Raw genomic sequence first — 25,093 nt, 5'->3', positions numbered from 1 at the left:
ATGCAGACAACCGCCCTCACCGCTGCCGTCTATCTCGGTGCGGCACTTGCCGAAATCGCCGGATGCTTCGCCTTCTGGGCATGGCTCAGGCTCGACAAGCCGGCGTGGTGGCTGGTGCCCGGCTGCCTGTCGCTTGCCCTCTTCGCCTTCCTGCTGACGCTCGTGGAAAGCTCCGCCGCCGGCCGGGCGTTCGCCGCCTACGGCGGCGTCTATATCGCCAGTTCGCTGGTCTGGATGTGGGCCGTGGAGGGCATCCGCCCGGACCGCTGGGACGCTGCCGGGGCCGCCCTGTGCGTTCTCGGTGCAGCGGTCATTCTCGCCGCGCCAAGAACGCCTGTCTGAGGTTTGCGACCTAGCCGCGCGCGGAGGGCGACCGCCGCTGCCGAGAGGCGAAGGCAAGTGCACGACCGTCGAGCACGACAAGGCCGAGCAGCAACAGCGCCATGCCCGCCACCTGCGGCATCTCGAGGCGTTCGCCCAGAACCGAAATGCCGATGAGACAGGCCGAAACCGGAATGAGCAGGGTGACGAGCGAGGCGTTGGTCGCGCCCGCGTCCATCAGCAGGCGGAAGTAGATCAGATAGGCCAGTGCGGTACAGGCGACGCCGAGGGCGATCACGCAAACCCATGCGACGAGGCCGGTCGCCGCCGGATCCCACGACATCGTGTCCGCTGCCCCCCAACTCAGCGCGCCCGTGCCCTGCAGCACGGCGAGCGGCAGCATCAGCAGGCTGGAGCCTGTGAGCTGACCGGCGGCGGAAACCAGCACCGGCATGCCCCGGAAGACCCGCGCGAAGGAGGCGGCGAAGGCGTAGGACAGCGCCGCGCCCAGGCACAGCGCCTCCGCCCACAGCGGCGCCCCGCTGAAGCCCTCAAGCACCGCGCCATCCATGCCGGGAAGAAGCAGCACCGCGACGCCGGCAAAGCCGAGAACGATCCCGGCCACACGGTGGGCAGCCAGCTTCTCCTGGCGAAAGAGCAGCGCGGCGACGAGCACGGTGAAGATCGGCGTGGTGGCGTTGAGGATCGAGGCGAGGCTCGCCGGCAGCACCGTCTGCCCCCAGAAGATCAGCGAGAAGGGAATGGCGTTGTTGAGAAGCCCCATCAGGCAGAAGGCGGCGAACAGGCGCGGCGTCACCGGAAAGCGGATGCCGCGCACGATCAGCACAAGGTGCAGACACAGCGCGGCGAGAAATACCCGCAAGAAGGTCAGAACCAGCGGCGGGATCTCCGCCACCGCGTATTTGGCGACAGGAAACGTCGCTCCCCAAATGACCGACAGGGTCAGCAGCAAAAGCCAGTTTCGCAGTGTCATGGAAACATTTCCGGTCTTGGGGCGTCGCTCCGCCGATCTACGCGCAAGCTACAGGGGCAACCGCCCGGCCGACGACCCGAAAGCCGAGCCCGGCGGCGGACGGCGAGTGTTTCGCCCCTGCAAACCAGCGACCGCGGCCCGGAAACGCTTGCCCGGCCGGCCGCCAGCGGCCAGTCTCCGGGGAACGTCCACGCGAATCGCCCTCCGCCATGCCTGACGTCCCTTCCCACACCCCGACAGACGCGGCCGGCGCGACACGGCCGCTGCTGACCCGCCTCGTGCCGCTGCTGGTGGCGGCCGCGCTGCTGCTTGGCGCCAATGGCGTCGCCATGACGGTGATCGCGGTGCGCGGCCGGCTGGGCGGGCTCTCCGACACGACCATCGGCGTCTTCGGCTCCGCCTATTACGCCGGCTTCATTCTCGGCGTGCTCGTCACGCCGCTGCTGATCCGCCGGGTCGGCCACATCCGCGTGTTCTCCGCCTTCGCCGCGATCAACGCCATCGCCATCCTGTCGCTGGCGGTGACGCCGGCCGGCGCGGCCTGGGCAGTGTCGCGCCTTGTCAGCGGCATCGCCTTCTGCGGCACCGCGATGGTGCTCGAAAGCTGGCTCAACGCGCTCGCCTCCAACGCCGAGCGCGGCCGCATTCTCAGCGTCTACCGGATCGTCGACCTCGGCGCGATCACCGGCGGCCAGTTCCTGCTGCCGGCCTTCGGCGGCGGCGGGCCGGAGATCATCGTGATGATCGGCCTGCTGTTTTGCGCCGCGCTCGTGCCCGTGTCGCTGGCGCGCGAGGGCAACCCGCCGATTTCCGACACCACACGGATCAACTATCTCTCCATCTGGCGCATATCGCCGGTCGCCGCCGTCGGCTGCCTGACCATCGGCCTGACCAACGGCGCCTTCCGCACGGTCGGCCCTGTCTATGCGGAAGGCGTCGGCCTCGACACCGACGGCCTGGCGCTGCTGATCAGCCTGTGGGTGGTGGCGGGCGCCATCTTCCAGTACCCGCTCGGCTGGGCCTCGGACCGCATCGACCGGCGCTGGGTCTTGATGCTGGCAACCGTCGGCGCCGGCGTCTCCTGCCTGTTCCTGTCGGGCATGACCGCGCCGGCGGCGATCTTCCTCGGCGCCTTCCTGTTCGGCGGCTTCGCGCTGCCGCTCTATTCGCTCTCCGCCGCACACGCCAACGACCACGCGGGGCCGGGCCAGTTCGTCGAGCTGGCCGCCGGTCTCAGCATGTTCTTCGCCCTTGGCGCGATGGTCGGGCCGCTGCTGGCCTCGGCGGTGATGGACCGCTTCGGGCCCTCGGCGTTTTTCCTCTACACAGGCGGCCTGCACCTGTCCTTCGTCGCCTTCCTCGCCGCCCGGCTCTTCACCCGCGACGCCGTGCCGGCCAGCCAGCGCAAGCGCTTCGTCTGGCTGCTGCGCACCTCGCCGGTGATCTTCCGCCTCGCGGGCGGCCAGAAGCCGGCAAAGCCGCGCAAGGACTGAGCTCGCACGCGCCAAAGCCCTGCAAATCTCGGTTTCGACCCACTAGAGGGCTCGTCAGGGCGCGAAAGCGTCGTTATAGTCCGTTCGCAACGCCCCGGTCAGAAAGCCGGGGTTTTTCGTGTGCGCGAGCGCCCGGCGCCGCCACACTCGAGTTCATCTTTTCAGGGAAGACATGCCATGGCCAATGTCGTCGTCGTCGGATCTCAGTGGGGAGACGAGGGGAAGGGCAAGATCGTTGACTGGCTTTCGGAGCTGGCCGACGTGGTCGTCCGTTTCCAGGGCGGGCACAATGCCGGCCACACGCTGGTGATCGACGGTGTCAGCTACAAGCTCTCCCTGCTTCCCTCCGGCGTCGTGCGCGGCAAGCTCTCGGTAATCGGCAACGGCGTCGTCATCGATCCGCATGCGCTGGTCGCCGAGATTGCCCGTCTGGCGGAACAGGGTGTCAACGTCTCGCCCGAAACGCTGGCGATCGCCGACAACGCCACGCTGATCCTGTCGCTGCACCGCGAGCTCGACGCCCTGCGCGAGACGGCCGCCGCCGCCGGCACCAAGATCGGCACCACCAAGCGCGGCATCGGCCCTGCCTATGAGGACAAGGTCGGCCGCCGCTCGATCCGCATCATGGATCTCGCCAACCTGAAGACGCTTCCCGCCAAGATCGAGCGCCTGCTCACCCATCACAACGCCCTGCGCCGCGGCCTCGGCGAGCCGGAGATCGAGCCGGCGACGATCTACGCGGAGCTGGAGACGGTGGCCGACAAGGTGCTGCCGTTCATGAAGGCCGGCTGGGCGCTGCTCGACACCGCCCGCAAGGAAGGCAAGCGCATCCTGTTCGAGGGCGCGCAGGGCACCCTGCTCGACATCGATCACGGCACCTATCCCTTCGTCACCTCGTCCAACACCGTCTCCGGCCAGGCGGCCGCCGGCAGCGGCGTCGGCCCCAATGCCATCGGCTATGTGCTCGGCATTACCAAGGCCTACACCACCCGCGTCGGCGAAGGCCCCTTCCCGACCGAGCAGGACAATGAGGTCGGCAACTTCCTCGGCACCCGCGGCCACGAGTTCGGCACGGTGACGGGCCGCAAGCGCCGCTGCGGCTGGTTCGATGCGGTGCTGGTGCGCCAGTCCTGCTGCATCAACGGCATCAACGGCATCGCGCTGACAAAGCTCGACGTGCTCGACGGCCTCGACGAGATCAAGATCTGCGTCGCCTATGAGCTCGACGGCAAGCGCATCGACCACCTGCCCGCCTCCCAGGGCGCGCAGGCCCGCGTCAAGCCGATCTACGAGACGCTGCCGGGCTGGAAGGAATCGACGGAGGGCGCGCGCAGCTGGGCCGATCTTCCGGCGCAGGCGGTGAAATACGTGCGCCACGTCGAGGAACTCATTGGCGCGCCGGTCGCATTGCTCTCGACCTCGCCTGAACGGGATGACACAATCCTTGTTCAGAATCCGTTTCAGGATTAAGCGTTGAACTCCGTTCCGGCGCCGCGTGCGCCGGTTCCATATGCGGCGATCACGAGTTGAACACATGGCAGATTATTATCCGGTTTTGAAGAAAACCGTGGCCGCGCTCCCTGAAAACACGGGAGCGGCCCGGCGCGAGATCTATCAGCGCGCCCGCAAAGCCATCGTTGCCCAGCTCAAGGCCTACGATCCACCACTCTCGCCCTCGGATATCACCTCCGAGCAGCTTCGTCTGGAAGAGTGTATCCGTCGCGTGGAGGCAGAGGCCGCCCGCGACACGCTCGGTGGCTATTCGAGCGCAAGGCCGGCGACACCGACCCCACCGCCGACGGCCGCGGCCCAACCGGCCGAGCCTCAGCCCGCGCCGCCGCCGGCCGCGCCGCCGCCCGTCGCCGCCCCCCAGGTCGCCGCACCGCAGCCGCCTGAGCCTGCCGCACAGGCGCCTCAGCCAGCCGCACCGCGCGCACCCGCTGCACAGCCGACTGCATCGCCGCGCGCGCCGGAACGCGAAAAACCGGCGGACGCCGATGCGCCGGCCGTCACAGGCAACAAGCGCGTCCAGCCGGGAGCCGACAGCACGATTGCCGCCGGCAACGAGGGCCTGCGCGCCACGCCGCGCCGCGACGATCCCCAGTCGACGGCGCGTGACGACAACCGCAGGACGGACAAGCGCGAGCCGAGCCTTGCCGGCCCCGCCGCCGGCACGGACACGCCACGCACCAGGGCGCGCGGCCGCAACAAGGACGAAAACGGTCTGGGAGCCGGCCGCCAGCCGGCTCTTGCCGGCTATGAGGGCCATATCCGGACCTCGCGTCTCCCCGGCATCCTCGGTGGCGTCGCCGTGGTCCTGCTGCTGGTCGGCGCGGCCGCCGTCGGCTACTCGCAGCGCGAGGCGGTGATGAACCTGTTCGCCGGTGGCGACAGCACGGACGGCTCCGACACGGCTTCCACCGGCACCCCCGCGGACACGCAGACACCCGGACCGCAGGACGGCGGCACCAATGCCGACACCCCGCGCAAGAACGCCGCCCGCCTGCTGGAGAACGGCGAAACGGCGGTCGCCCCCGACGCCCGCAGCGTCTCCACCACGCGCATCACCCCGTCGACCCCCGAGGGCGTGACCAGCGCAGCACCGCAGGCGAGCCGCGACGTGACCTCGCAGGCAGCCGTCCCGACGGGCCAGGAGCAGCCGGCCACGGCCACCGAGACCCCCGTGGCTCCGGCCGACCAGCAGGCACAGGCTGAAACCCCGGCCGTCCCGGAGACGCCGGCGGCAAGCGAGACACCGGCAGCCCCCGCGACGACGCCGGCACCGGCACCGGCGGCATCCGCCAACGCCGATCAGGCGACCGCCGTCGCACAGCGGGCCATTCTCTACGAAGAGGGCGCGCAGCCCGGCAGCGCCGGCCAGGCCTCCTCCGGCCAGACCATCTGGAACCTCTCCGAGGAAACCGTGGATGGCCGCAAGGAGACGGTGCTGAAGATCCGCGTGCAGGTGCCCGAGCGCAACATCGACGCCAACCTGACGCTGCACCCGAATCGTGACAGCTCCCTGCCGGCAAGCCACCTGCTGGAGATCCGCTTCAACCTGCCGCCCAATTTCGCCGGCGGCGGCGTCCAGGACGTGCCCGGCCTCGTCATGAAGCCGACCGAGGAAGCCCGTGGCGAGGCGCTGATCGGCGCATCGGCCAAGGTCGACACCGGCTATTTCTGGGTGGCGCTGTCCAACCTCCCCGACGAGGAGGAGCGCAATCTGTCGCTGCTGCGCGATCGGGGCTGGATCGACATTCCGATGCTCTATGAAAACGGCAAGCGCGCCATCCTGACCCTGGAAAAGGGCACGCCCGGCACCCGCGCCGTCGATCAGGCGATCGACGCCTGGAAGGCGGGCTGACGCCAGCCCCGGCGACACCCGGCGTTGCAGACGCAGACATGAAAAAGGCCGGATCGGGAAACCGATCCGGCCTTTCTCGTCAGGCGGGGAAGAAGCCTGAGGGATCAGAAACGCAGACGCTTGGCCTGCTTGACCTGCGGCAGGGCAACGAGCGTTTCGAGCACGGCCGCCGGCACCTCGCCATCGACCTCGACGAGGCAGATCGCGTCGCCGCCGGCACTCAGGCGCCCAAGGTTGAAGGTGGCGATGTTGACGCCGGCCTCGCCCAGCAGCGTGCCGAGCTGACCGATGAAGCCGGGCTTGTCCTCATTGGTGATGTAGAGCATGTGGTCGCCGAGTTCGGCCTCCATGTTGATGCCCTTCACCTGGATGACGCGCGGCTTGCCGTCGGCGAAGACGGTGCCGGCGACGGAGCGCTCCTGGCGCTCAGTCTTCACCGTCAGGCGGATGTAGTTCTCATAGGCTCCGGCCTGGCCGCGACGCACCTCCTCGACCTGGATGCCGCGTTCGCGCGCAAGGATCGGGGCAGAGACCATGTTCACCGTCTGAAGCAGCGGCTGCAGCACACCGGTCAGCGCCGCAGAGGTCAGCGCCCTGACGTTCATCTCCGCCACTTCGCCCTCATACTCGAGGCGAATGCCGGTGATGCTGGTCTCCGTCACCTGCCCGGCGAAGGAGCCGAGCTGCTCGGCCAGCTTGACGAAGGGCGTCAGGCGCGGCGCTTCCTCGGCGGAGATCGAGGGCATGTTGAGCGCGTTGGAAACAGCGCCCTTGGTCAGGTAGTCCGACATCTGCTCGGCGACCTGCAGGGCGACGTTTTCCTGGGCCTCGGAGGTCGAGGCGCCCAGATGCGGCGTGCACACCAGATTGGGCGCGCCGAAAAGCACATTCTCCGTCGCCGGCTCGTCGACGAAGACATCAACGCCGGCACCGCCGACCTGGCCACTGTCGAGACCGGCGCGCAGCGCCTGCTCGTTGACGAGCCCGCCACGGGCGCAATTGATGATGATGACGCCCTTGCGCATCTTCGCGATGGCTTCAGCATCGATGATGTCGCGGGTCTTGTCGGTCAGCGGCGTGTGCAGGGAAATGACCTCCGCGCGCGCGAACAGTGTCTCCAGATCCACCTTCTCGACGCCGAGATCCAGCGCCCGCTCGTCGGAGAGGAACGGATCAAAGGCAATGACCCGCATCTTCAGGCCGATGGCCCGTTCGGCGACGATCGAGCCGATGTTGCCGCAGCCGATCACGCCAAGGGTCTTGGAGGTCAGCTCGACGCCCATGAACTTCGACTTCTCCCACTTGCCGGCCTGCGTGGAGGCATCGGCGCTGGGGATCTGTCGAGCAACCGCGAACATCATCGCGATGGCATGTTCGGCGGTGGTGATCGAGTTGCCGAAGGGCGTGTTCATGACGATCACGCCACGGCTGCTGGCGGCCGGGATATCGACGTTGTCGACACCGATGCCGGCGCGACCGACGACCTTGAGATTGCCGGCCGCGGCCAGAAGCTTCTCCGTCACCTTGGTGGCCGACCGGATGGCCAGGCCATCATATTTGCCGATCACGGACAGGAGCCTGTCCTTGTCCTTGCCGAGATCGGGTTCATAGTCGACCTCGACGCCGCGCGACTTGAAAATGGCGACGGCAGCAGCCGAAAGCTTGTCGGAAATCAGGACCTTGGGAGCCATTGGAATTCTCCGTGCTATGCCTCTGCGGCTCCGGATCCGGCGCGCGATGCGCGCCGGAGGGCCGTGAGGGATCAGCGAAACGTGACGATGGAAACGGATCAGGCGGCCTGGCCGAGCGCGGAAAGCTCGGCCTCGAACGCCCAGTCGAACCACGGCAGCAGGGCCGTGACATCGGAGGTTTCGACCGTCGCGCCGCACCACACACGGAAGCCGCTCGGCGCATCGCGATAGGCGCCGATGTCGAGCGCCACGCCGGCCTTCTCGAGCGCGGAGGCCATCGCCTTGGCGAAGGCCGCCTGCTTGTCGTCAGGCAGAGCCGCAACACGCGGATCGACGATCTTGAGGCAGACGGAGGTGTTGGAGCGGATCGCCGGATCGGCGGCCAGGAAGTCGACCCAGCCGGTGCGCGCCACCCAGTCGGAGATGGCTCCGGCATTGGCGTCGGCACGCGCGATCAGAGCGCTCAGGCCGCCGATGTCGCGCGCCCACTTCAGCGCATCGAGATAGTCCTCGACACAGAGCATGGAGGGCGTGTTGATCGTTTCACCCTTGAAGATGCCCTCGATCAGCTCGCCGCCCTTGGTCATGCGGAAGATCTTCGGCATCGGCCAGGCCGGCGTGTAGCTCTCGAGCCGCTCGACAGCGCGCGGGCTGAGGATGAGCATGCCATGCGCGCCCTCTCCGCCCAGCGCCTTCTGCCAGGAGAAGGTGACGACATCGAGCTTGGCGAAGTCGAGCGGCTGGGCGAAGGCCGCCGAGGTCGCATCGCAGATCGACAGCCCCTCGCGGTCGGCCGGGATCCAGTCCGCGTTCGGCACGCGCACGCCCGAGGTGGTGCCGTTCCAGGTGAAGATCACATCGCGGGAGAAATCGGGCTCGGCAAGGTCGACGATCTCACCATAGCCGGCCTCGAGGACGCGCACGTCGGAAAGCCGGAGCTGCTTGACGACGTCCGTCACCCAGCCGGAACCGAAGCTCTCCCAGGCGAGCACGTCGACGCCACGCGGGCCGAGAAGCGACCACATGGCCATTTCCATGGCGCCCGTGTCGGAGGCCGGAACGATGCCGATGCGATAGTCCTGGGGAACCTGAAGCACCTCGCGGGTCAGCTCGATGGCTTCGGCAAGCTTCGACTTGCCGATCTTGGCGCGGTGCGACCGGCCAAGCGGAGCGTCATCGAGCGCCGCGGCGGACCAGCCGGGGCGCTTGGCGCAAGGTCCTGAGGAAAAACGGGGATTCTCCGGCGCGACGGCCGGCTTTGCATGCTCGCTCATGTGCTATCCTCTCAGATAGATGCCCCTCGTTGGGGAGGGGTGTCCCACTGACGTGGATAGCCGAGCCCCCGGAAAACCGCAAGAGCTACCGCAGTTCGCCATGCAGGATCTTGCCGTCTCGGCCGGAACATACTGGCAGGTGCGGCACAAGAGCCGGCTCAGGCACTCTCAACTTATTCCCACGGCGCGTGATAGCTGAGCACCTCCCCGAAAATCGGACGGCAAGGTCGGTAGAGCAACGAGGTGCGCCTTCGAACGGAGAACTGCTCAGCATGCCACCGCACCGCTTCACCCGGCGCTGCGCGCCTTGATCATGCGCAACGGATTGTAGGTCAGCAGTTCCGTTCCGTCGGCACGGCGCACGGAGTTGAATGTGCGCACCAGCCCCCTGCCGCCCTTGGAGGTAAGCCGCGCCTCGACCACTTCGCAGTACACCGTGATGGTGTCCCCAACCACGGTCGGGCCCTTCACCTTCACATCGGCCTCCAGGAAGGCCAGGCCCGTGTCCTGCATCATCGGCAGCAGCAGCCCCTCCGCGAAACCATAGACCAGAGCACCGGGCACGACCTGATCGGGCAGCGCCATCTCGGCGCGATGCGCCGCATTGGTGAACAATTCCTCGGTGAGCCATGTGAGGTTGCAGAAGGCGGACAGATCCGCCTGCGTAAGCGTGCGCCCGGCCGTGCGGAAGCGCATGCCGACACTCAGGTCTTCAAAGAAGAACCCGGTCCCGATCCTGCCGTAGTCCTCGTCTGTCGTTTCTCTCACGCGTCATCCTCCTGCGTGCGCCCTATGGCGCCATCCCTGTGCAGCCGCTCCACCTCCTCCCGCGAGAAGCCGAGCTCTGTCAGAATGCTTGCCGTATCGCCGCCCACCGCGGGGGCCGGCCGGTCCGGTGCCGGCTTCGGTCCCCGGAACACCACAGGCTGGCGCAGCGCGCGTTGCGCACCGATCGCCGCTTGTCCGCCAGGGGCGAAGAACCCCACCGCCTCCAGATGCGGATCGGCCAGAAGGTCGTCGAGATCGTTGACCTTGGAATAGGGGATGTCGAGCCGCTCGAACGTGTCGAGCCACTCCTGCGTGGGCCGGTCCAGAACCGCAGCAGCGAGATAACCGTACAGCAGGTCAACCCGCTGGCTGCGCGCCCCCGCGTTCTCGAACCAGGGCTCTCTGGTGACATCCTCACGCCCGATCTCCACCAGGATGCGCCGCCACTGCTCTCCGGTATAAGGCAGCGCGGCGACCCAGCCATCGCTGGTGCGGTAGGGCTTGCGGTTGCGCGAGAACAGCCGGTGATAGCCGGCCCCTTCCGGGGCCTCGGAGAACGTGGCCGCGGCAAGGTGCTCGTTGAGCAGAAAACCCACCAGCGCCTCGAACATGGGGACTTCCACCTCCACCGCTTCAACCTGCCCGCGGGCCTGGCCGGCAATCGCCGCAAGGATGCCGTAGGAGGCATAGAGCGCGGCCACCTTGTCGGCCACCACGCTGGGGACATACGCGGGGTCGCCGCCGGCGTGGGTGGGAAGCATGGCAAGCCCGCTCGCCGCCTGGATCACGTCGTCAAAAGCAGGACGATCACGATAGGGGCCATCCTGGCCGAAGCCGATGGCCGAGCAATAGATGATGCGCGGATTGATCGCCTTCACCGCCTCGAAGCCGAAGCCCAGCCGGTTGATGGCGTCCACCCGCATGTTGTGCAGAAGGACATCCGCCGAGGCAATGAGCCTGCGCAGCACGTCCTTGCCTTCGGCCGACTTGAGGTTCACCGCAACGCTCTTCTTGTTGCGGTTGTTGTTCACGAACATCGCGCTGTCACCGGCCTGGGAAACCGGATGGACGGAACGCGACAGTTCGCCTGCAGGCGGTTCGATTTTGATGACTTCGGCACCGAGATCAGCGAGCACCTGCCCGGCAAACGGGCCGAGCACGATCGAGGTGATGTCGATGACGCGGATGCCTGAGAGCAGCGGGGTCATGGAGCCATTGTCCGAGAGAGGAGGGTCTGGGCGATCTTGATATGAGGACGGTCCACCATGCGGCCGTCGAGCTGGAAGGCGGCACCATCGGGGTTTTCGGCGGCAAGCTCCAGCACCCGGCGCGCCCAGTCGAGGGTCTCGGCGGACGGAGCAAGGCCCTCGTGTATGGGCGCAAGCTGGGCCGGGTGGATCGCCATCCGGGCGCGAAAGCCAAGTTCGGCGGAGCGCCGGCAATCCGCAGTCAGAACGTCGAGATCGCGAAAATTCGGATCGACGGCATCAATGGGCGTGATGCCGGCCGCGACGCTCGCGAGAAGGCAGAAGGTCTGGGCGTGGGCGGCGAGCATGCGGGTCGCGTCAGTCCGCCCGGGCAAGGGCGCGCGCCCCAGATCGGCAGAGAGATCCTCCAGGCCCCAGGTATAGCCCTGAAGGCGCGGATGCCCCCGGCCGAGATCCGCGCCCGCAAGAAGCGAGGCCGCGGTTTCCGTCACGATGCCGACAATGCCCACATGACCGCGCCGCAGGCCGTCGCGGGCCTCCAGGGCATCAAGGCCATGGGAGACGGGATCGAGCTGTGAAATGGAGGTGAGCTTGGGCCAGACAATCCCCGCCAGGGGGCCAAGCGGAAGCGCGGCAAGCTCGGCCAACGCACGCGCGGGCTCGGTGCCATTGAGGCGAACATAGAGGAGCGGACGCGGGCCGTCTGCGGCCGCAGCCACAAACCCGCAGACCTCCCGCAGGGCCGCGTCCTTGCGGGCCGGTGCAACGGAATCCTCGAGATCCAGGATCAGCGCATCGGCACCGCCCCGGACGGCCTTGGCCATCTTGGCAGGAGCGTCTCCCGGCACGAACAGATAGGAGCGCGGCTCTGGCCGTATCGGGCCTTCAGGCGACATCACGGTCCCCCTTCGGCCGGCGGCGCATGAAGGCCTGGCGGCGGCAGACGGCCACCTCCACGTCGTCCTGGTTGAACGCCTTGTGCTCGAATTCCACCAGGCCCGCTTCAGGCCTCGACCTGCTGTCGCGCTTGGAGACGACCAGCGTCTGGACGCGCAGGGAATCCCCCTGGAACACCGGCTTGGGAAACCGGATGTCGCTCATGCCGAGATTGGCGATCGTGGTGCCGAGCGTCGTGTCCGCCACCGTGATGCCGATCATCAGACCGAGGGTGAAAAGGCTGTTCACCAGAGGCTGGCCGAACTCGGTCTTGGCCGCGAAATGCCGATCGATGTGGAGCGGCTGCGGGTTCATGGTCAGGCAGGAAAACATCATGTTGTCGTATTCGGTCACGGTGCGGGTGATCGCATGGTCGAACACCCGCCCCGGCTCGAAGTCTTCATAATACAAGCCCGCCATTGTGCAGCTCCGGATTGTCAGTCGAAAGGAAAGCGCCCGGCGGCCGGTGCCGGCCGAAAGGCGCGGGCGGGAGGACAGCCCTCCCGCCCTTGTCGAACAGCGGCTTAGCGCTGGGAGGCAACTGCGGCCCGGAAGGCGGCAAGCACCTTCTCGGCGGGTTCACCGCGCTTCTCGAGGTTCGCGACCCACTCCTTGGTGACGGTGTCGAAGTTCTCGGACAGGATCTTTTCCTGGTCCGGCGTGAACTCCACCAGAAGCGTGCCCTGCTCCTTCAGCTTGCCCGCAAGCTCCTTCTCCTCCTGATCGAAGATCGCGCAGGCGTGCGACACGGTCTCCTCGCCAGCCTTGGTGAGAGCCTCCTGAATATCCTTGGGCAGGCTCTCCCACTTTTTCTGGTTGATCGAATACGTGATGCCGACCGTGCCGAAGTTCTGGCCGATGGTGGCGGACTTGACCGCCTTGTCGAGGCCGTACGAGAAGGTCGAGGTGTAGGGAAGAAGGGCGCCATCGATGGTGCCCTTGGTCATGGCATCGAAGATTTCCGGCGGCGTCATGCGGATCGGCACGGCACCAAGATTACCCAGCCCCAATTCCATGGGCCCCGGATTGGAGCGGATCTTGCGCCCCTTGAAATCCTCGAAGCCCTTGAAGTCCGCCTTCTCGGAGAAGATGGCCTGGTAGGGCGACAGCGCCACCACATACAGCACGCGCACCCCGTTCGGCTTGAACTCCAGCTCGTCGAGCATGCCACCGGGCTTTGCAAGCTGCCAGTAGGCCATCGCCCCTTCGCAGGACGACTTGAAGCCGCCGGGCAGTTCCGCCACAGCTCCGAGCGGCATCTTCTCCGACACATAGCTCGGGACGATGTAGCCGATGTCGGCGAGACCGGTCTGGGTGACCATCAGCAGGTCCTTGGCCTTGCCGAGCTGCTGGGCGGGGAAATGCTGGAAGTCGAGCTTGCCACCGGAGGCATCCTTCGCCTTCTCGAAGAAGAAGGCCGTGGCGTTCTTCGTGATGGAGTGACCGGCGGGAAGGCTGTCAGCAAGCTTCAGCGTCACGTCCGCAGCCTGGGCGGTGATGGGGCCGAGGGCAAGGGCCGCCACGCCCGCAAGCAGGCAGAGGCGTCGGGTAAGGGTCTTCATGAGTGTGTTCCTCCTAGGAAATATCGGGGGTACCCTTGGGGGCTCTTGCCGAGCTCTTCTCAGGCATCTTCTTGGTGTTGATTGCTCAGGTGCGCGGGTTCGGGCGCGCAAAAGGTCTCAGACCTTTTCCGCGTACGGCGGCGCGTAGACGACGAGGACACGAACAGGCTCTTCACTGATCGCAGTGAAGACGTGCTCCATGCCGGCGGGAAAGAAGCAGGTGTCGCCCGGATTGAGGATGGTTTCCTCGCCGCCGACCTCGGCGCGAGCCTGGCCGGCAAGCATGTAGCAGACCTGCTCGATGCCATCGTGGTGATGGGGGTGGGCGCCCTGCCCCTGCTCGATGGTGCCAAGCACCACTTCCAGCTGCTCCGCACCGACGGTCTCGCGGCCGATAAGGCGGCGGTTCACGGTGCCGGAGTGGTTGGCGGGCGAATAGGTTCTGACGTCGGCCTCGCGGACGAAGTATCTATTCGGCGAAGAGGTCATGATCTTCTCCTTCATGTTCAGTTCATTGTGCTCGGGAGCCAGAGCACCAGGCTCGGCCACGCGATCAGCGCGGCGATGACGACGAGATGGGCGACAACATGGGGGGCGATGCCGGCGAAGATCTCTTCGAGAGGCCGGCCGCTATAGCGCGCGACCACGAAGACGTTGAGACCCAGTGGCGGCGTGATCATCCCCACCTCCGCGGTGACGACCACCACCACGCCGAACCACACCGGATCGAATCCCAGCGCCGTGATGGCCGGCACCGCGATGGGAACCGTCAGGATCAGGATGGCCAGCTGGTCCATGAAGCAGCCCAGGAGGATGTAAACGACCACGATCAACGCCATGATCACGTAAGGGGACGTATCGAGCCCCGTGAGGAAGCCGACCGTGTTCTGGGTGACCTGGCTGAGCGTGAGATAGAAGCCGAAGATGTGCGCGCCGATGACGATCATCAGGATCATGCAGGTCGCGCGGGCCGAGCGCGCAAGCACCCTTTGCAACATCTTGAAGGAGAGTTTGCCAACCGCCCCGGTGAGGACGAGCGCGCCGAACGCACCCAACGCAGCCGCTTCGGTGGGGGTCGCGACGCCGAGATAGATGACGCCCGTCACCAGGAAGAGCAGCGCCAGCATGGGCCCCACCTCGCGCAGGGCGGCGAGCTTCTCCTGCAGGGAGTATGAGCGGGTTTCCGGCGCGAGCTTGGGATCGCGCCACAGCAGCACATAGACGGTCGCCACGATGGCCAGGGTGACGAGGATGCCGGGAATGACCCCGCCGATAAGCAGATCGGCAATGGAAACCTCGGCGATCAGCCCATAGAGCACCAGCGCAATGGAGGGCGGGATGAGCATGGCAAGCGTGCCGGAGACCGCCACCACGCCACAGGAGAAACGCGGCTCATAGCCCGCTTTCATCATGGCCGGGATGGAGGTGGCGGAGAGCGCGGCCGCCGAGGCCGTGCTTGATCCGGAGATGGCTCCGAAGCCGGCTCCCGCAAGGGCGGTCGCAACCGCAAGACCGCCCCGCACCCGACCGATCCAGACGCTCATGGCATGAAACAGGCCATCTGCGATACCGCTCGCCACGACCAGCTCGGCCATGAGGATGAACATGGGAATGGTGATGAGTTCATAGGAATTGGCCACCGAAAACGGGGTTGTCTCGATGACGCCAATGGTCGCCGCAATGCCGGCCAGGGAGAACAGGCCCGCGACACCGGAGATGGCCAGGGCAAAGCCCACCGGCGTTCCAATGGCAAGAAGGACGAACAGCAGACCTATAATCAGCAGCGGCGTCATGGCGTTCCCTTGGAATTTGTTATGTGTCTTGTGGGAGGGCGGCGCACACTGCCAACGCCCCGGCCAAGCGGCTGGCAACCAGCCAGGTGAGAAAGGCAGACCAGGCGGGAGCTAGTCCTCCTGGGGCGGCCGGATGAAGCGCAGCAGGCACAGAAGGACGATGGGGGCAGTGCCAAGCGGTACGATCCAGTACGCGACCCAGACCGGCCAGGGCACGACGGTGGCCATCACCTCGCCCTTGGCGGTGCTGTCGATGGCGCGCACGAGGCCGGTCCACAACATGGCGGCAAAAAACAATCCGCTCGCGCCGTAGCTGACGCGGTCCGCCAGGGCGCGCGTGGCCGGACGGAAGCGCAGGTACAGAATGTCGACCCGCACGTGCTCGTCATGGCGCAGAGTGTCGGACAGGGAAAAGAAGAAGACGCCGACCATGAGGTAAAGCGAGATCAGGTCGTAGGAAAATCCGAGCGGGCTGTTGAAGAGATAGCGCATCGTCACATCAACGAAGACCAGCACCATCATGCTGAAGAGGCAGACGGCCCCGAGCGCAAGGAGCATCGCCTCGTAGCGCGCGAGTGCGAGCGAGACACGTCGGATCATTTCGCTTTCACCTTGTTGGTGGGCGTCCTGGCTTCGGCGGCCTTGCCCGATGCGGAGTGGTTTTCGAACAGGTCCTTGATCTGCACGATCGCTTCGCCGATCCGGGCGGCAAGCTCCGCCCTCTTCTCGAGCAGGCGATAATTCGGACCTGCCACGGAGATCGCCAGCCGCTCGCCGTGCAGCTCGACCGGCATGCCGACACCTAGGACGTCCGGAGTGAACTCGGAGAGGTTCTCGAACCAGCCGCGGGCCATGGAGTCCTGAATATCCGCCTCGACCGCGGCGGCATCCGGCAACGTGGCGTCGCGATATCTCTCGAACATCAGCTTGGAGAAGAACTCGGCACGCTCCTCGGCGCCGTAGCAGCTCAGGATCGCCTTGCCGCCGGAGGTCACCTGCACCGGCCGCCGATCACCGACCTGCGCAAAGTAGCGAACCGGGTGCTGGCATTCGATGACCTCCAGGTAGACGACCTCGCCATCCACCCGATGCCCCAGAAGCACCGTCTCGCCCGTCTGCTCCTGCAGCTGCTCAAGGATCGGCCGCAGACGGTCCGCAAAGGGATCGTTGCGAGCGATCTCCTGCGCCAAAGCCAGCAGCCGCCGGGTCGGGTAGTAACCGCCCCAGGCCCGCATCTCGTAAATGAACCCCCGCGCTTCCAGGGTCTCCAGCAGGTTGAAGGTCGACGACTTGGGCAAGCCGAGAGCCTCGCTGATCTGGGACAGCGTGCGCGGCCGACGGACCTTCGCGAAGAGGTCCAGAATGGCGAGGAGATTTTCTACCTGTTTCACTATCATGAACTTTTTTTCATGCACTGGAACAATACAGTCAAGAAAATCTTGTTGTGCGCCGCACATCGGGCACGGCGCGGCCGCGTTCAAAATCGCGAATTTCTGCGGAATTCACCCGTCGTGATGTTGCTTTTCGCCAGGAGCGATACGCCGCGAGGCTCGAGGCAGCCGCAGCCCTTCCCGCACCCGGAATGAGGAGCAGGGCGACCACCTCGGGCCAGCGGGAGTCCGCGTCGTCAACGGGCGGAAAAACCGCAGCAGCTGGCGGCGACAAATAGGCCTGCGAGAGCCGGCCGACCCTGGCAGGGCACCCGGAAGAGAAAAATCCCAACGCACGTCATCAGGCGCGCAGGGGCCCGCGTCATAGGATCAAGATATTGGAAAATAACACCTTCAAACAATACCGCCCGACGGGGCGGTCAGGAGCAGCGCACCCTCCCCTCGATCACAGCAGGAAGAACGCAAGCGTCATGGCTGCCCCGACGAGGGTCACGAACCCGCGCAACAGATCGGTGCGTACGATTTTCCGGCTGAGGCGCGCTCCGGCGTAGCCGCCCAGGGTCGCACTCACCGCCATGACGAATGCCTGCTCCCAGGCGATCAGCCCCGCGCCGACGAATGCCAGGCTCGAAATGAACGACAGCACGGCGGACAGCACGTTTTTCAAGCCGTTCATGCCGTGCAGGTTCACGTGTCCGAGCAGCCCGAAAGTCGCAAGCAGGATGATCCCCAGACCGCCATTGAAATAGCCGCCATAGACCGAAATCGCGAATATGGCGGCGGCGGAAACAAGTGGCCCGGCATCCCCCTTGGCACGCTGGCGCAGCATCTTCAGCAGGAATGGCCCGCCGGCGAACAACGCGGTTGCCAGCAGCAGCAGCCACGGAATGATCCATAGAAAAGCCTCCCCGGGCGTCATGATCAGCAGCAACGCGCCGATGATGCCGCCAGCGGCGGCTGTCGCGATGACGGCCTTCAGCCCCAGCGAACCTTCCGCCCGCATGTCATGGCGAAAGCCCCAGGCACTGCTCAGATATCCAGGCAAGGCAATGAACGTGGACGTCGCGTTTGCGCTGATGGGCGGCACCCCGACATAGATCAGTGCGGGCAGGCTAAGAAAGGTCCCGCCACCGGCGACGGCGTTGAGAAACCCGGCGGCGCCGCCGGCGATCAACAGCAAGAGAATTTCGGTCATGCTCGGCTCTGCCCTGTCATCACATGCGCGAGGCCTTGCACCTTTTCATATTGGTCTGCAAATTGGTTCGCAGAGACGACGGCGACATCGAGGTGCCCCCTGATCGAACTGAACAGCGAACTCGCCAAGGTATTGATAGAGCTGGAAATCGGCGACCGGCTTCCCGCCGAGCGCGATCTGGCGCGCCGGCTTGGTTGCAGCCGGCAAACCTTGAGGAAGCACCTGGCCATCCTGGAGAGCGAGGGCAAGATCTGGCGCCACGTCGGCCAGGGCACCTTTCGGGGCACGCGCCCCCGTGGTCTCCCGATACGCGACACATTGCTGATCGAGGGGGCGACGCCTCCCGACGTGATGCGCGCGCGCATGCTGCTGGAGCCGATGGTGGCCGCCGAGGCGGCCCGCCACGCCGATGCCGGCGACGTGGCGTTGCTCCGCGAGAGGATCAGGATCGGCCGTTGCGCACAAGACCGCGCCGCATGCGAACAGTCGGACGACATGTTCCACCGGTCTCTCGCGCAGATTACCGGCAACCCGATCCTGTCCGGCTTTCTGATCTACCTTTCCGGCGTCCGCCGCCGCGTCGCCTGGCAGAGACACTGGGAAAGAACCTATCAGAGAATTGGCACGCTCGCGTTCCTGACAACTCACAGCGATCAGCATGAGCGGATCGTGGATGCGATCGAAGATCGTGACCCGGACCGGGCCGCGCTCCTGATGTCGACGCACCTCGAGACCATCAAAAAGAGCATGTCGGCATGTGATTGAAACAGGCACCCGCGCCTCTCGGGAAGGGGCGCATACGGGTAATGCCGCCGATCGCCTCCACAGCCTTTTGCCAGCGGAACGCATCGCGACCATGTCATCTCCCCATGGAGACGCGACGGAACCGTCTGCCAGCCCCGCTTCAGGTCCATTGACAACACTTCGCAAATGCCTATGTTCCGAAGGATGTATAGCTTGTCGTATATTTTTGGGAATTTACTTCTGAACCGCCCGGTGCCCCGGGCTGGTTACGGATAACTTTTTGCTTCTGCCATCCCGGGTGCCTGATTTTCTAAGAGTACGGCCTGGTCCTCAGGACCTCGGGAGACAATTGATGTCTGCAACAAAAATCACCAACCTGCGACGCGGCCCGACATTCCCGATTGCTCCGGAATGACGTGGAACATTCCAGGCCCGGTTTTGATCGTCAGATGCCAAAGGCATGCTGACCTTCGAATGTAGCCGGCGGGCTTTCTTCCTGTCTGTCCCTACGCCCTTAGCTCAGCTTCATCAAAGCTGACTGCGGCGTTCACCGCAGGTTCCGCGCGCGCCCCGATCCGGGGCTGGTTTTCCGCGCTCGCTTACTGACTGATCCACCCTTTTTCCCATAGCCGCCGTCGCCGACGGCATCGGCCACAACGCATCTCTTCGCGCATTCAGCGCGCCCCATGGAGTATCCAATGCAGAACCAACATGCCTCCCCACGAAAAGCCTCCAGGCCTCCCAAGATCGTCATCGGCGCGGATTGCGTCTCCAAGCTCGAGGCTCTCGCGGAAGCGGCGGCGGAACGCAATCCCGACCTCGGCGAGCGGCTCTTGAGTGAGCTTGACCGCGCCCGCGTCGTTCCGGCCGCCAAGGTTCCGCCCAACGTGGTGGCCATCGGCCGTTCGGTCACCTACCGCGACGAAAGCACCGGACAGCAGAAGACCGTGACCCCCGTCTGGCCGGGAGACGCCGACATTTCGTGCGGCCGCATTTCCGTACTGACGCCGATCGGCGTTGCCCTTATCGGCCTTGCCGTGGGGGCTTCCCTCCACTGGGACACGAGAGACGGCGAGCGGCGCGTTCTGACGGTTCTGGATGTGGCTCCCGGCGACACCGGCGAAAGGCCCGGGGCCTGAATGATGCCGACATTCAAGAGGCACACCGAAGCCCATGCCCGACCCGGAAGGAAAGAGTCGATGCGCTGACAAGGCCATGACCACCCTTCCGGGACCCTGAGGCCGAGCGCTCCGGCGCTGTTCTGTTCCCGTGACGAGTGGATGTCATGAGCCGTTACCTTCCTCGAAAATGCCCTTCCTGCGCGGCGCTGTTGCCGCGCGCTGCCGGATATCGCTGCCCGATCTGCTTCCACGATCTGAGAAGCCTCGCGTCCAGTGTCCGGCGTCCTTGCAGCCGATGCGGATCCGCGATCGCACGGCGCTCCGGCGTCGGTGGCCCATGTGACTGTCGTCATTCGGCTGGCGCGGTCGAGCCAGCGCGGTGAGACAGCCCCATCCGCCGCCCGCGCATGCTGGCGTGAGCGTGGGGCGGCAGCGGTAGCGGAACACTGTGGGGCGGCGGGCGTTGATCGCGCTGCCGCAAGGTTTTCCGTCTTCAACACAAAAAAGGCCGGGCGTGAGGCCCGGCCTTTTGTTTCGTTGCTGTGCGGATCAGTACCGCGCGACGACGGTGTCGGGAATATAGGCCGGCGTCGAGTCGAACGTGTAGCGCACGCCGACGCGGAACTCGTGGGCCTGAAGATCCTTGTAGGCGATCTTGCGCGACGGGTTGACGCCGCCGGTGCTGAAGCTCTTCGAGTAGGCGTCGCCGATGTTAAGGTAGCGATAGCCGGCATCGATCGCCCAGTTCTGGTCGATCGCGTAGGAGCCGCCGGCCATCAGCGCCCAGGAGAAGTTCCAGGTGCTGTCGCCCGGGTAGCGGCCGCTGGTGCCGTCCGGATTGGAATACTTGATGCTCGAGGTCGACACGCGCGACACACCGACGCCGGCGCCGAGATAGGGCGTGAAGCCCGCCCAGGTGCCGATGTCGACATAGCCGTTGACCAGCATGGTCAGCACGTCGATCTTGGCGGTCTCCGAAGAAAAGCCGGACGTGCCGCCGACGCCGCAGGTGGCGCAAGGGGCATGACCGCGGAACTTCGCCGGGAACTCGTAGTCCAGCGTCACGTCGCTGCGCAGATAGTCGGAGAAGCGATAACCGACACCGGCGCCAATCATGCCGGTGTTGTTCAGCTTCTCGTTGCTGAAGTCCAGTGCGCCATAGGAAACGCTGGGGGCCTGGTAGATCTTGTAACCAATGTCACCGCGCAGATACCAGCCGCCTTCGACGACAGGCACCTGCGGGACGTGCTCGATCACCGGAATCGGCATGTCCGCTGCGTGGACGGCTGACGAGACGATCATCGCGACGCCAGCCAGGGACAACTTGAAAAAATGGCTGCTCATGTCTCGGTCCTCGTTGAATGCGTCCGATCCCAACTACTCGCGCCGGCCGCCTACGTGAAACACAATGCAGTTTTGCGGGAAAATGCTTAAGGCCAACTTAACCGTAAAAATTAACCGCGTCCTTTTACGTTAATACAAGGTAAAGATCGCAGCTTTCCCTGCAGCGAAACGCAACAGATCCACAAGACTTTAAGAGGCTTTTAAGAATTGTCGCGAAACCGGCCGCCTGAGCGGCCGGTCTTTTGAAGCCGGCGGCCGGGCTGCTCAGGCGGCGGCGCGGGTCACGGCATCGACAATGCGGCTGACGACATCCCGGACGACGCCGGCGTCGTCGCCCTCGCCCATGACGCGGATCAGCGGCTCGGTGCCGGAAGGGCGAATGACCAGACGGCCGGACGTGCCGAGCGTCTTCTCGCCATCCTCGATCGCCGCCTTCACCGCCGGGTCGTCCAGCGGGCGCGATCCGGAATAGCGCACGTTGCGCAGGATCTGTGGCACCGGATCGAAGCGACGGCAGACCTCGGAAACGGGCCGGTCGAGCTTGCCGACGCAGGCCAGAACCTGAAGGGCGGCGACAAGACCGTCGCCCGTGGTGGCGAAGTCGGACAGGACGATATGGCCCGACTGCTCGCCGCCGACATTGTAGCCGTGCTGGCGCATGTGCTCGACCACATAGCGGTCGCCCACCTTGGTGCGGGCAAGCGACAGGCCGAGGCCTCCGAGATAGCGCTCCAGGCCGAGGTTGGACATCACCGTGGCGACGATGCCCGAGGCCGCGAGCCGTCCGTCCTCGTGCCAGGACTGGGCAACCACGGCCATGAGCTGGTCCCCGTCGACCACCTGGCCGTTTTCGTCGACGATGATCACCCTGTCGGCGTCGCCGTCGAGGGCGATGCCGATGTCGGCGCGCACTTCATGCACCTTGCGGCACAGCGCGTCCGTGTCGGTCGACCCGCAATCGAGGTTGATGTTGTAGCCGTTCGGATCGACGCCGATCGGGATGACCTCCGCGCCGAGTTCCCACAGCACCTCCGGGGCGACCTTGTAGGCGGCGCCATTGGCGCAGTCGACGACGATCCTCAAGCCCGCGAGGCTCAGCTCGCGCGGCAGCGTGCGCTTGGCGAATTCGATATAGCGGTCGCGCATGCCGTCGATGCGCTTGGCCCGGCCAAGCTGCTCCGGCGTCGCCAGCTTGCCCGAGAGATCCTGATCGATCAGCGCCTCGATCTCCCGCTCCGCATCGTCGGACAGCTTATAGCCGTCCGGCCCGAAGAACTTGATGCCATTGTCCTGATAGGGATTGTGGGAAGCGGAGATCATCACGCCGAGATCGGCCCGGACCGAGCGGGTCAGCATGGCGACGGCCGGCGTCGGCATCGGGCCGAGCAGCAGCACGTCGAGCCCGACGGCGGTGAAGCCGGCGACAAGCGCGTTCTCGATCATGTAGCCCGACAGGCGCGTGTCCTTGCCGATCACCACACGGTGCCGATGGGCGCCGTTGCGGAACGACAACCCCGCGGCCATGCCCACCTTGAGGGCGATGTCCGGCGTCATCGGCGCGCGATTGGCCGTGCCGCGAATGCCGTCGGTTCCGAAATACTTGCGTGTCATGACATGTCCGTTCGATCCGGGGCCCGCGTCGTCGCGGGCACATTCAGTCCGGGGCGCCTTTCCCGCGAAAGGCCACTCCGCGGGCGCAGGAGATGCGCCGCACGGTCAAACCGCCGCTGCGGGCAGTGCGGCGCCAATGCCGCCGCGCCCCTTTGATGTATCACCAAGCTCGGTGAAAGAGGTTCAAATTTTGTTTTCAAAAGTAACAAAGGCCCGGCGTTTCCACCGGGCCTTTGCAGAAGTCGCGTGGTGCGATGGGTGTCTCAGCCCTGGGGCTGAGGCTCCATGCCACCGGTCGGGGCATCGCCCTCCCCCTTGCGCTTGGCACCGGTCTTCGGCACCGCGGAGACGCGGGTCGCCGGCTGGTCATCGTCGGTCTCGCGCACCGGCGGCTTGCCATCGAGCAGGCCCTTGATCTCGTCGCCCGACAGCGTCTCGTACTCAAGCAGGCCGTTGGCGATCAGATGCAACTGGTCCTCATGCTCGCCGAGCACGCGCTTGGCGGTCTCATAGCCCTGATTGACGAAGGCCTTGATCTCCGTGTCGACGACACGCTGGGTGTCCTCGGAGACGTGCTGGTTCTTGGCGACCGAATGGCCGAGGAACACCTCTTCCTGATTCTCGCCGTAAAGCAGCGGCCCGAGCTTGTCGGACATGCCGAACTGGGTCGCCATGGCGCGCGCCAGTTTGGTCGCCATCTGGATGTCGCCCGAGGCGCCCGAAGTCACCTTCTCGTAGCCGAAGATCATCTCCTCGGCGACGCGCCCGCCCATGGCCACCGCAAGGTCGGCCTTGCACTTGGCGCGGGTAAGAGACACCTGGTCCTTCTCCGGCAGGCGCATGACCATGCCGAGCGCGCGGCCGCGCGGAATGATCGTCGCCTTGTGGATCGGATCGGAAGCGGGCATGTGCAGCGCAACGAGCGCGTGGCCGGCCTCGTGATAGGCGGTGAGCTTCTTCTCTTCCTCGGTCATGACCAGGGTGCGGCGCTCGGCGCCCATCATCACCTTGTCCTTGGCGTCCTCGAACTCGGCCATGGTAACGAGGCGCTTGCCGCGCCGGGCGGCAAGAAGCGCCGCCTCGTTGACGAGGTTCATCAGGTCCGCACCCGAGAAGCCGGGGGTTCCGCGCGCCAGCGTGCGCACGTTGACGTCCGGCGCCAGCGGCACCTTTCGCATGTGCACCTTGAGGATCTTTTCGCGGCCCGTCACATCGGGGTTCGGCACGACGATCTGGCGGTCGAAACGGCCCGGACGCAACAGCGCGGGATCGAGCACGTCAGGACGGTTGGTCGCGGCGATGATGATCACGCCTTCGTTCGGCTCGAAGCCGTCCATCTCGACGAGGAGCTGGTTCAGCGTCTGCTCGCGCTCATCATTGCCGCCGCCGAGGCCGGCACCGCGATGACGGCCGACCGCGTCGATCTCATCGATGAAGATGATGCAGGGTGCGTTCTTCTTGGCCTGCTCGAACATGTCGCGCACGCGGCTGGCACCGACGCCGACGAACATCTCGACGAAGTCCGAACCGGAGATCGTGAAGAAGGGAACATTGGCCTCGCCAGCGACGGCGCGCGCGGTCAGCGTCTTGCCGGTGCCCGGAGGGCCGACCAGCAGCACACCGCGCGGAATGCGGCCGCCGAGGCGCTGGAACTTCTGAGGATCGCGCAGGAATTCGACGATCTCCTGGAGATCCTCCTTGGCCTCGTCGATGCCGGCGACGTCCTCGAAGGTGACGCGGCCGTGCGCCTCCGTCAGCAGCTTCGCCTTGGACTTGCCGAAGCCCATCGCCTTGCCGCCGGCGCCGCCCTGCATCTGCCGCATGACGAAGATCCAGATTCCCAGAATGATCAGCATCGGGAACCAGGAGATCAGGGCGCCAAGCAACGAGAAGCTCTCGGACGGCGGGCGGGCGTTGATCCGCACGCCCTTGGAGCGAAGCAGCTCGACGTATTCGCCGGCCGATTCGGGCGCGTAGGACTGGAAGCTCGCGCCACTGCGGAACTCGCCGGTGATCAGCTGGCCCTGGATCGTCACCTCGCTGACATCGCCCTGCTCGGCCTGGTTCAGGAACTGCGAGAAGGGAATGTCGGTGCCGACCGTGCGCTGATCCTGTCGCTGAAACAGCTGGAACAGGGCGATCAGCAGGAGGCCGATGATGACCCAGAGGGCAAAATTGCGGAAGTGGGCGTTCATTACGGTTCCTTCGCCGCGGCCATGCGGCGGTGTGCGCTGCGATTGGGGTGCTCTAGGAGCAAGATAGGTCGCCCCGGGCCAACTGCCA

22 protein-coding genes and 1 pseudogene are annotated in these 25,093 nt (G+C 65.7%); 7 read left to right on the top strand and 16 right to left on the bottom strand.

The annotated features are described in order from the left end of the window. Complete coding sequence (locus ACN0WF_RS11945) at positions 1-342, top strand: YnfA family protein (protein ID WP_417773041.1); 342 nt, start codon at positions 1-3, stop codon at positions 340-342. Positions 343-352: 10 nt separating this feature from the next. Here ACN0WF_RS11945 and ACN0WF_RS11940 read toward each other — a convergent pair whose 3' ends face one another. After that, on the bottom strand, positions 353-1,315 hold the full coding sequence (locus ACN0WF_RS11940; RefSeq protein ID WP_417773040.1) for a DMT family transporter: 963 nt from the start codon (positions 1,313-1,315) through the stop codon (positions 353-355). 209 nt (positions 1,316-1,524) lie between these two features. Here ACN0WF_RS11940 and ACN0WF_RS11935 point away from each other — a divergent pair, with 209 nt between their 5' ends. The 3 genes from ACN0WF_RS11935 (at position 1,525) to ACN0WF_RS11925 (ending at position 6,172) form a co-directional block, all read left to right on the top strand. After that, entirely contained in the window at positions 1,525-2,808 is a 1,284-nt protein-coding gene (locus ACN0WF_RS11935; RefSeq protein WP_417773039.1) for an MFS transporter, read from the top strand. 177 nt (positions 2,809-2,985) lie between these two features. Beyond that, positions 2,986-4,278, top strand: a complete 1,293-nt coding sequence (locus tag ACN0WF_RS11930) for an adenylosuccinate synthase (RefSeq protein WP_417773038.1) — start codon at positions 2,986-2,988, stop codon at positions 4,276-4,278. Between the two features lie 64 nt (positions 4,279-4,342). Beyond that, positions 4,343-6,172 carry a hypothetical protein gene (locus tag ACN0WF_RS11925; protein ID WP_417773037.1) on the top strand — a complete coding sequence of 610 codons (1,830 nt, stop codon included), beginning with the start codon at positions 4,343-4,345 and terminating at the stop codon, positions 6,170-6,172. 104 nt (positions 6,173-6,276) lie between these two features. Here ACN0WF_RS11925 and serA read toward each other — a convergent pair whose 3' ends face one another. From serA to ACN0WF_RS11865, 12 genes are all read right to left on the bottom strand, one after another. Then, positions 6,277-7,863 carry a phosphoglycerate dehydrogenase gene (gene serA, locus ACN0WF_RS11920; RefSeq protein WP_417773036.1) on the bottom strand — a complete coding sequence of 529 codons (1,587 nt, stop codon included), beginning with the start codon at positions 7,861-7,863 and terminating at the stop codon, positions 6,277-6,279. Between the two features lie 98 nt (positions 7,864-7,961). Continuing rightward, complete coding sequence (locus ACN0WF_RS11915) at positions 7,962-9,137, bottom strand: phosphoserine transaminase (protein WP_417773035.1); 1,176 nt, start codon at positions 9,135-9,137, stop codon at positions 7,962-7,964. A gap of 288 nt (positions 9,138-9,425) precedes the next feature. After that, on the bottom strand, positions 9,426-9,905 hold the full coding sequence (locus ACN0WF_RS11910) for a MaoC family dehydratase (RefSeq protein WP_417773034.1): 480 nt from the start codon (positions 9,903-9,905) through the stop codon (positions 9,426-9,428). Next, positions 9,902-11,113 (bottom strand): CaiB/BaiF CoA transferase family protein, encoded by a 1,212-nt coding sequence (locus ACN0WF_RS11905; protein WP_417773033.1) that lies wholly within the window; start codon positions 11,111-11,113, stop codon positions 9,902-9,904. Before ACN0WF_RS11905 ends, ACN0WF_RS11910 begins: the two co-directional genes overlap by 4 nt. After that, positions 11,110-12,009 (bottom strand): HpcH/HpaI aldolase/citrate lyase family protein, encoded by a 900-nt coding sequence (locus ACN0WF_RS11900; protein WP_417773032.1) that lies wholly within the window; start codon positions 12,007-12,009, stop codon positions 11,110-11,112. The genes ACN0WF_RS11905 and ACN0WF_RS11900 overlap by 4 nt, the downstream gene beginning before the upstream one ends. Further along, a complete protein-coding gene (locus tag ACN0WF_RS11895) occupies positions 11,999-12,469 on the bottom strand; it encodes a MaoC family dehydratase (protein ID WP_417773031.1) in 471 nt (156 codons plus the stop codon). The genes ACN0WF_RS11900 and ACN0WF_RS11895 overlap by 11 nt, the downstream gene beginning before the upstream one ends. Positions 12,470-12,573: 104 nt before the next feature. Then, positions 12,574-13,611: a TRAP transporter substrate-binding protein DctP gene (dctP, locus tag ACN0WF_RS11890; protein ID WP_417773030.1), complete on the bottom strand. Its 1,038-nt coding sequence runs from the start codon at positions 13,609-13,611 to the stop codon at positions 12,574-12,576. A gap of 117 nt (positions 13,612-13,728) precedes the next feature. Further along, a complete protein-coding gene (locus ACN0WF_RS11885) occupies positions 13,729-14,100 on the bottom strand; it encodes a cupin domain-containing protein (RefSeq protein ID WP_417773029.1) in 372 nt (123 codons plus the stop codon). A gap of 17 nt (positions 14,101-14,117) precedes the next feature. Beyond that, positions 14,118-15,404, bottom strand: coding sequence for a TRAP transporter large permease (locus tag ACN0WF_RS11880; protein ID WP_417773028.1), 1,287 nt, complete (start codon positions 15,402-15,404; stop codon positions 14,118-14,120). Positions 15,405-15,515: 111 nt separating this feature from the next. Continuing rightward, on the bottom strand, positions 15,516-16,004 hold the full coding sequence (locus ACN0WF_RS11875; protein WP_417773027.1) for a TRAP transporter small permease subunit: 489 nt from the start codon (positions 16,002-16,004) through the stop codon (positions 15,516-15,518). Beyond that, positions 16,001-16,885: an IclR family transcriptional regulator gene (locus ACN0WF_RS11870; protein ID WP_417773026.1), complete on the bottom strand. Its 885-nt coding sequence runs from the start codon at positions 16,883-16,885 to the stop codon at positions 16,001-16,003. The genes ACN0WF_RS11875 and ACN0WF_RS11870 overlap by 4 nt, the downstream gene beginning before the upstream one ends. 355 nt (positions 16,886-17,240) lie before the next feature. After that, positions 17,241-17,990, bottom strand: coding sequence for a sulfite exporter TauE/SafE family protein (locus ACN0WF_RS11865; protein ID WP_417773025.1), 750 nt, complete (start codon positions 17,988-17,990; stop codon positions 17,241-17,243). 132 nt (positions 17,991-18,122) lie between these two features. On the opposite strand from ACN0WF_RS11865, the pseudogene ACN0WF_RS11860 reads away from it, so the two are divergent. The 3 genes and pseudogenes from ACN0WF_RS11860 to rnk form a co-directional block, all read left to right on the top strand. Continuing rightward, positions 18,123-18,257 (top strand): annotated as a pseudogene (locus tag ACN0WF_RS11860) (GntR family transcriptional regulator); the annotation flags it as partial. A 51-nt stretch (positions 18,258-18,308) separates the two neighbouring features. Beyond that, positions 18,309-18,755, top strand: a complete 447-nt coding sequence (locus ACN0WF_RS11855; protein WP_417773131.1) for a FadR/GntR family transcriptional regulator — start codon at positions 18,309-18,311, stop codon at positions 18,753-18,755. Between the two features lie 677 nt (positions 18,756-19,432). Then, entirely contained in the window at positions 19,433-19,873 is a 441-nt protein-coding gene (rnk, locus tag ACN0WF_RS11850) for a nucleoside diphosphate kinase regulator (RefSeq protein ID WP_417773024.1), read from the top strand. Positions 19,874-20,404: 531 nt separating this feature from the next. Here the strand turns inward: rnk and ACN0WF_RS11845 are convergent. The 3 genes from ACN0WF_RS11845 to ftsH form a co-directional block, all read right to left on the bottom strand. Next, the gene (locus ACN0WF_RS11845; RefSeq protein WP_417773023.1) at positions 20,405-21,199 is read right to left on the bottom strand and encodes an outer membrane protein; all 795 of its coding nucleotides are present in this window, start codon (positions 21,197-21,199) and stop codon (positions 20,405-20,407) included. A gap of 264 nt (positions 21,200-21,463) precedes the next feature. Further along, the gene (gene glmM, locus ACN0WF_RS11840) at positions 21,464-22,810 is read right to left on the bottom strand and encodes a phosphoglucosamine mutase (protein WP_417773022.1); all 1,347 of its coding nucleotides are present in this window, start codon (positions 22,808-22,810) and stop codon (positions 21,464-21,466) included. 263 nt (positions 22,811-23,073) lie between these two features. Continuing rightward, entirely contained in the window at positions 23,074-25,005 is a 1,932-nt protein-coding gene (gene ftsH / locus ACN0WF_RS11835) for an ATP-dependent zinc metalloprotease FtsH (RefSeq protein WP_417773021.1), read from the bottom strand. Between the last annotated feature and the right edge of the window lie 88 nt (positions 25,006-25,093).

This window comes from Stappia sp., assembly GCF_048268045.1.
In the GTDB taxonomy this organism is placed as follows: Bacteria; Pseudomonadota; Alphaproteobacteria; order Rhizobiales; family Stappiaceae; genus Stappia.
This window is presented reverse-complemented; position numbering and strand designations above follow the sequence as displayed.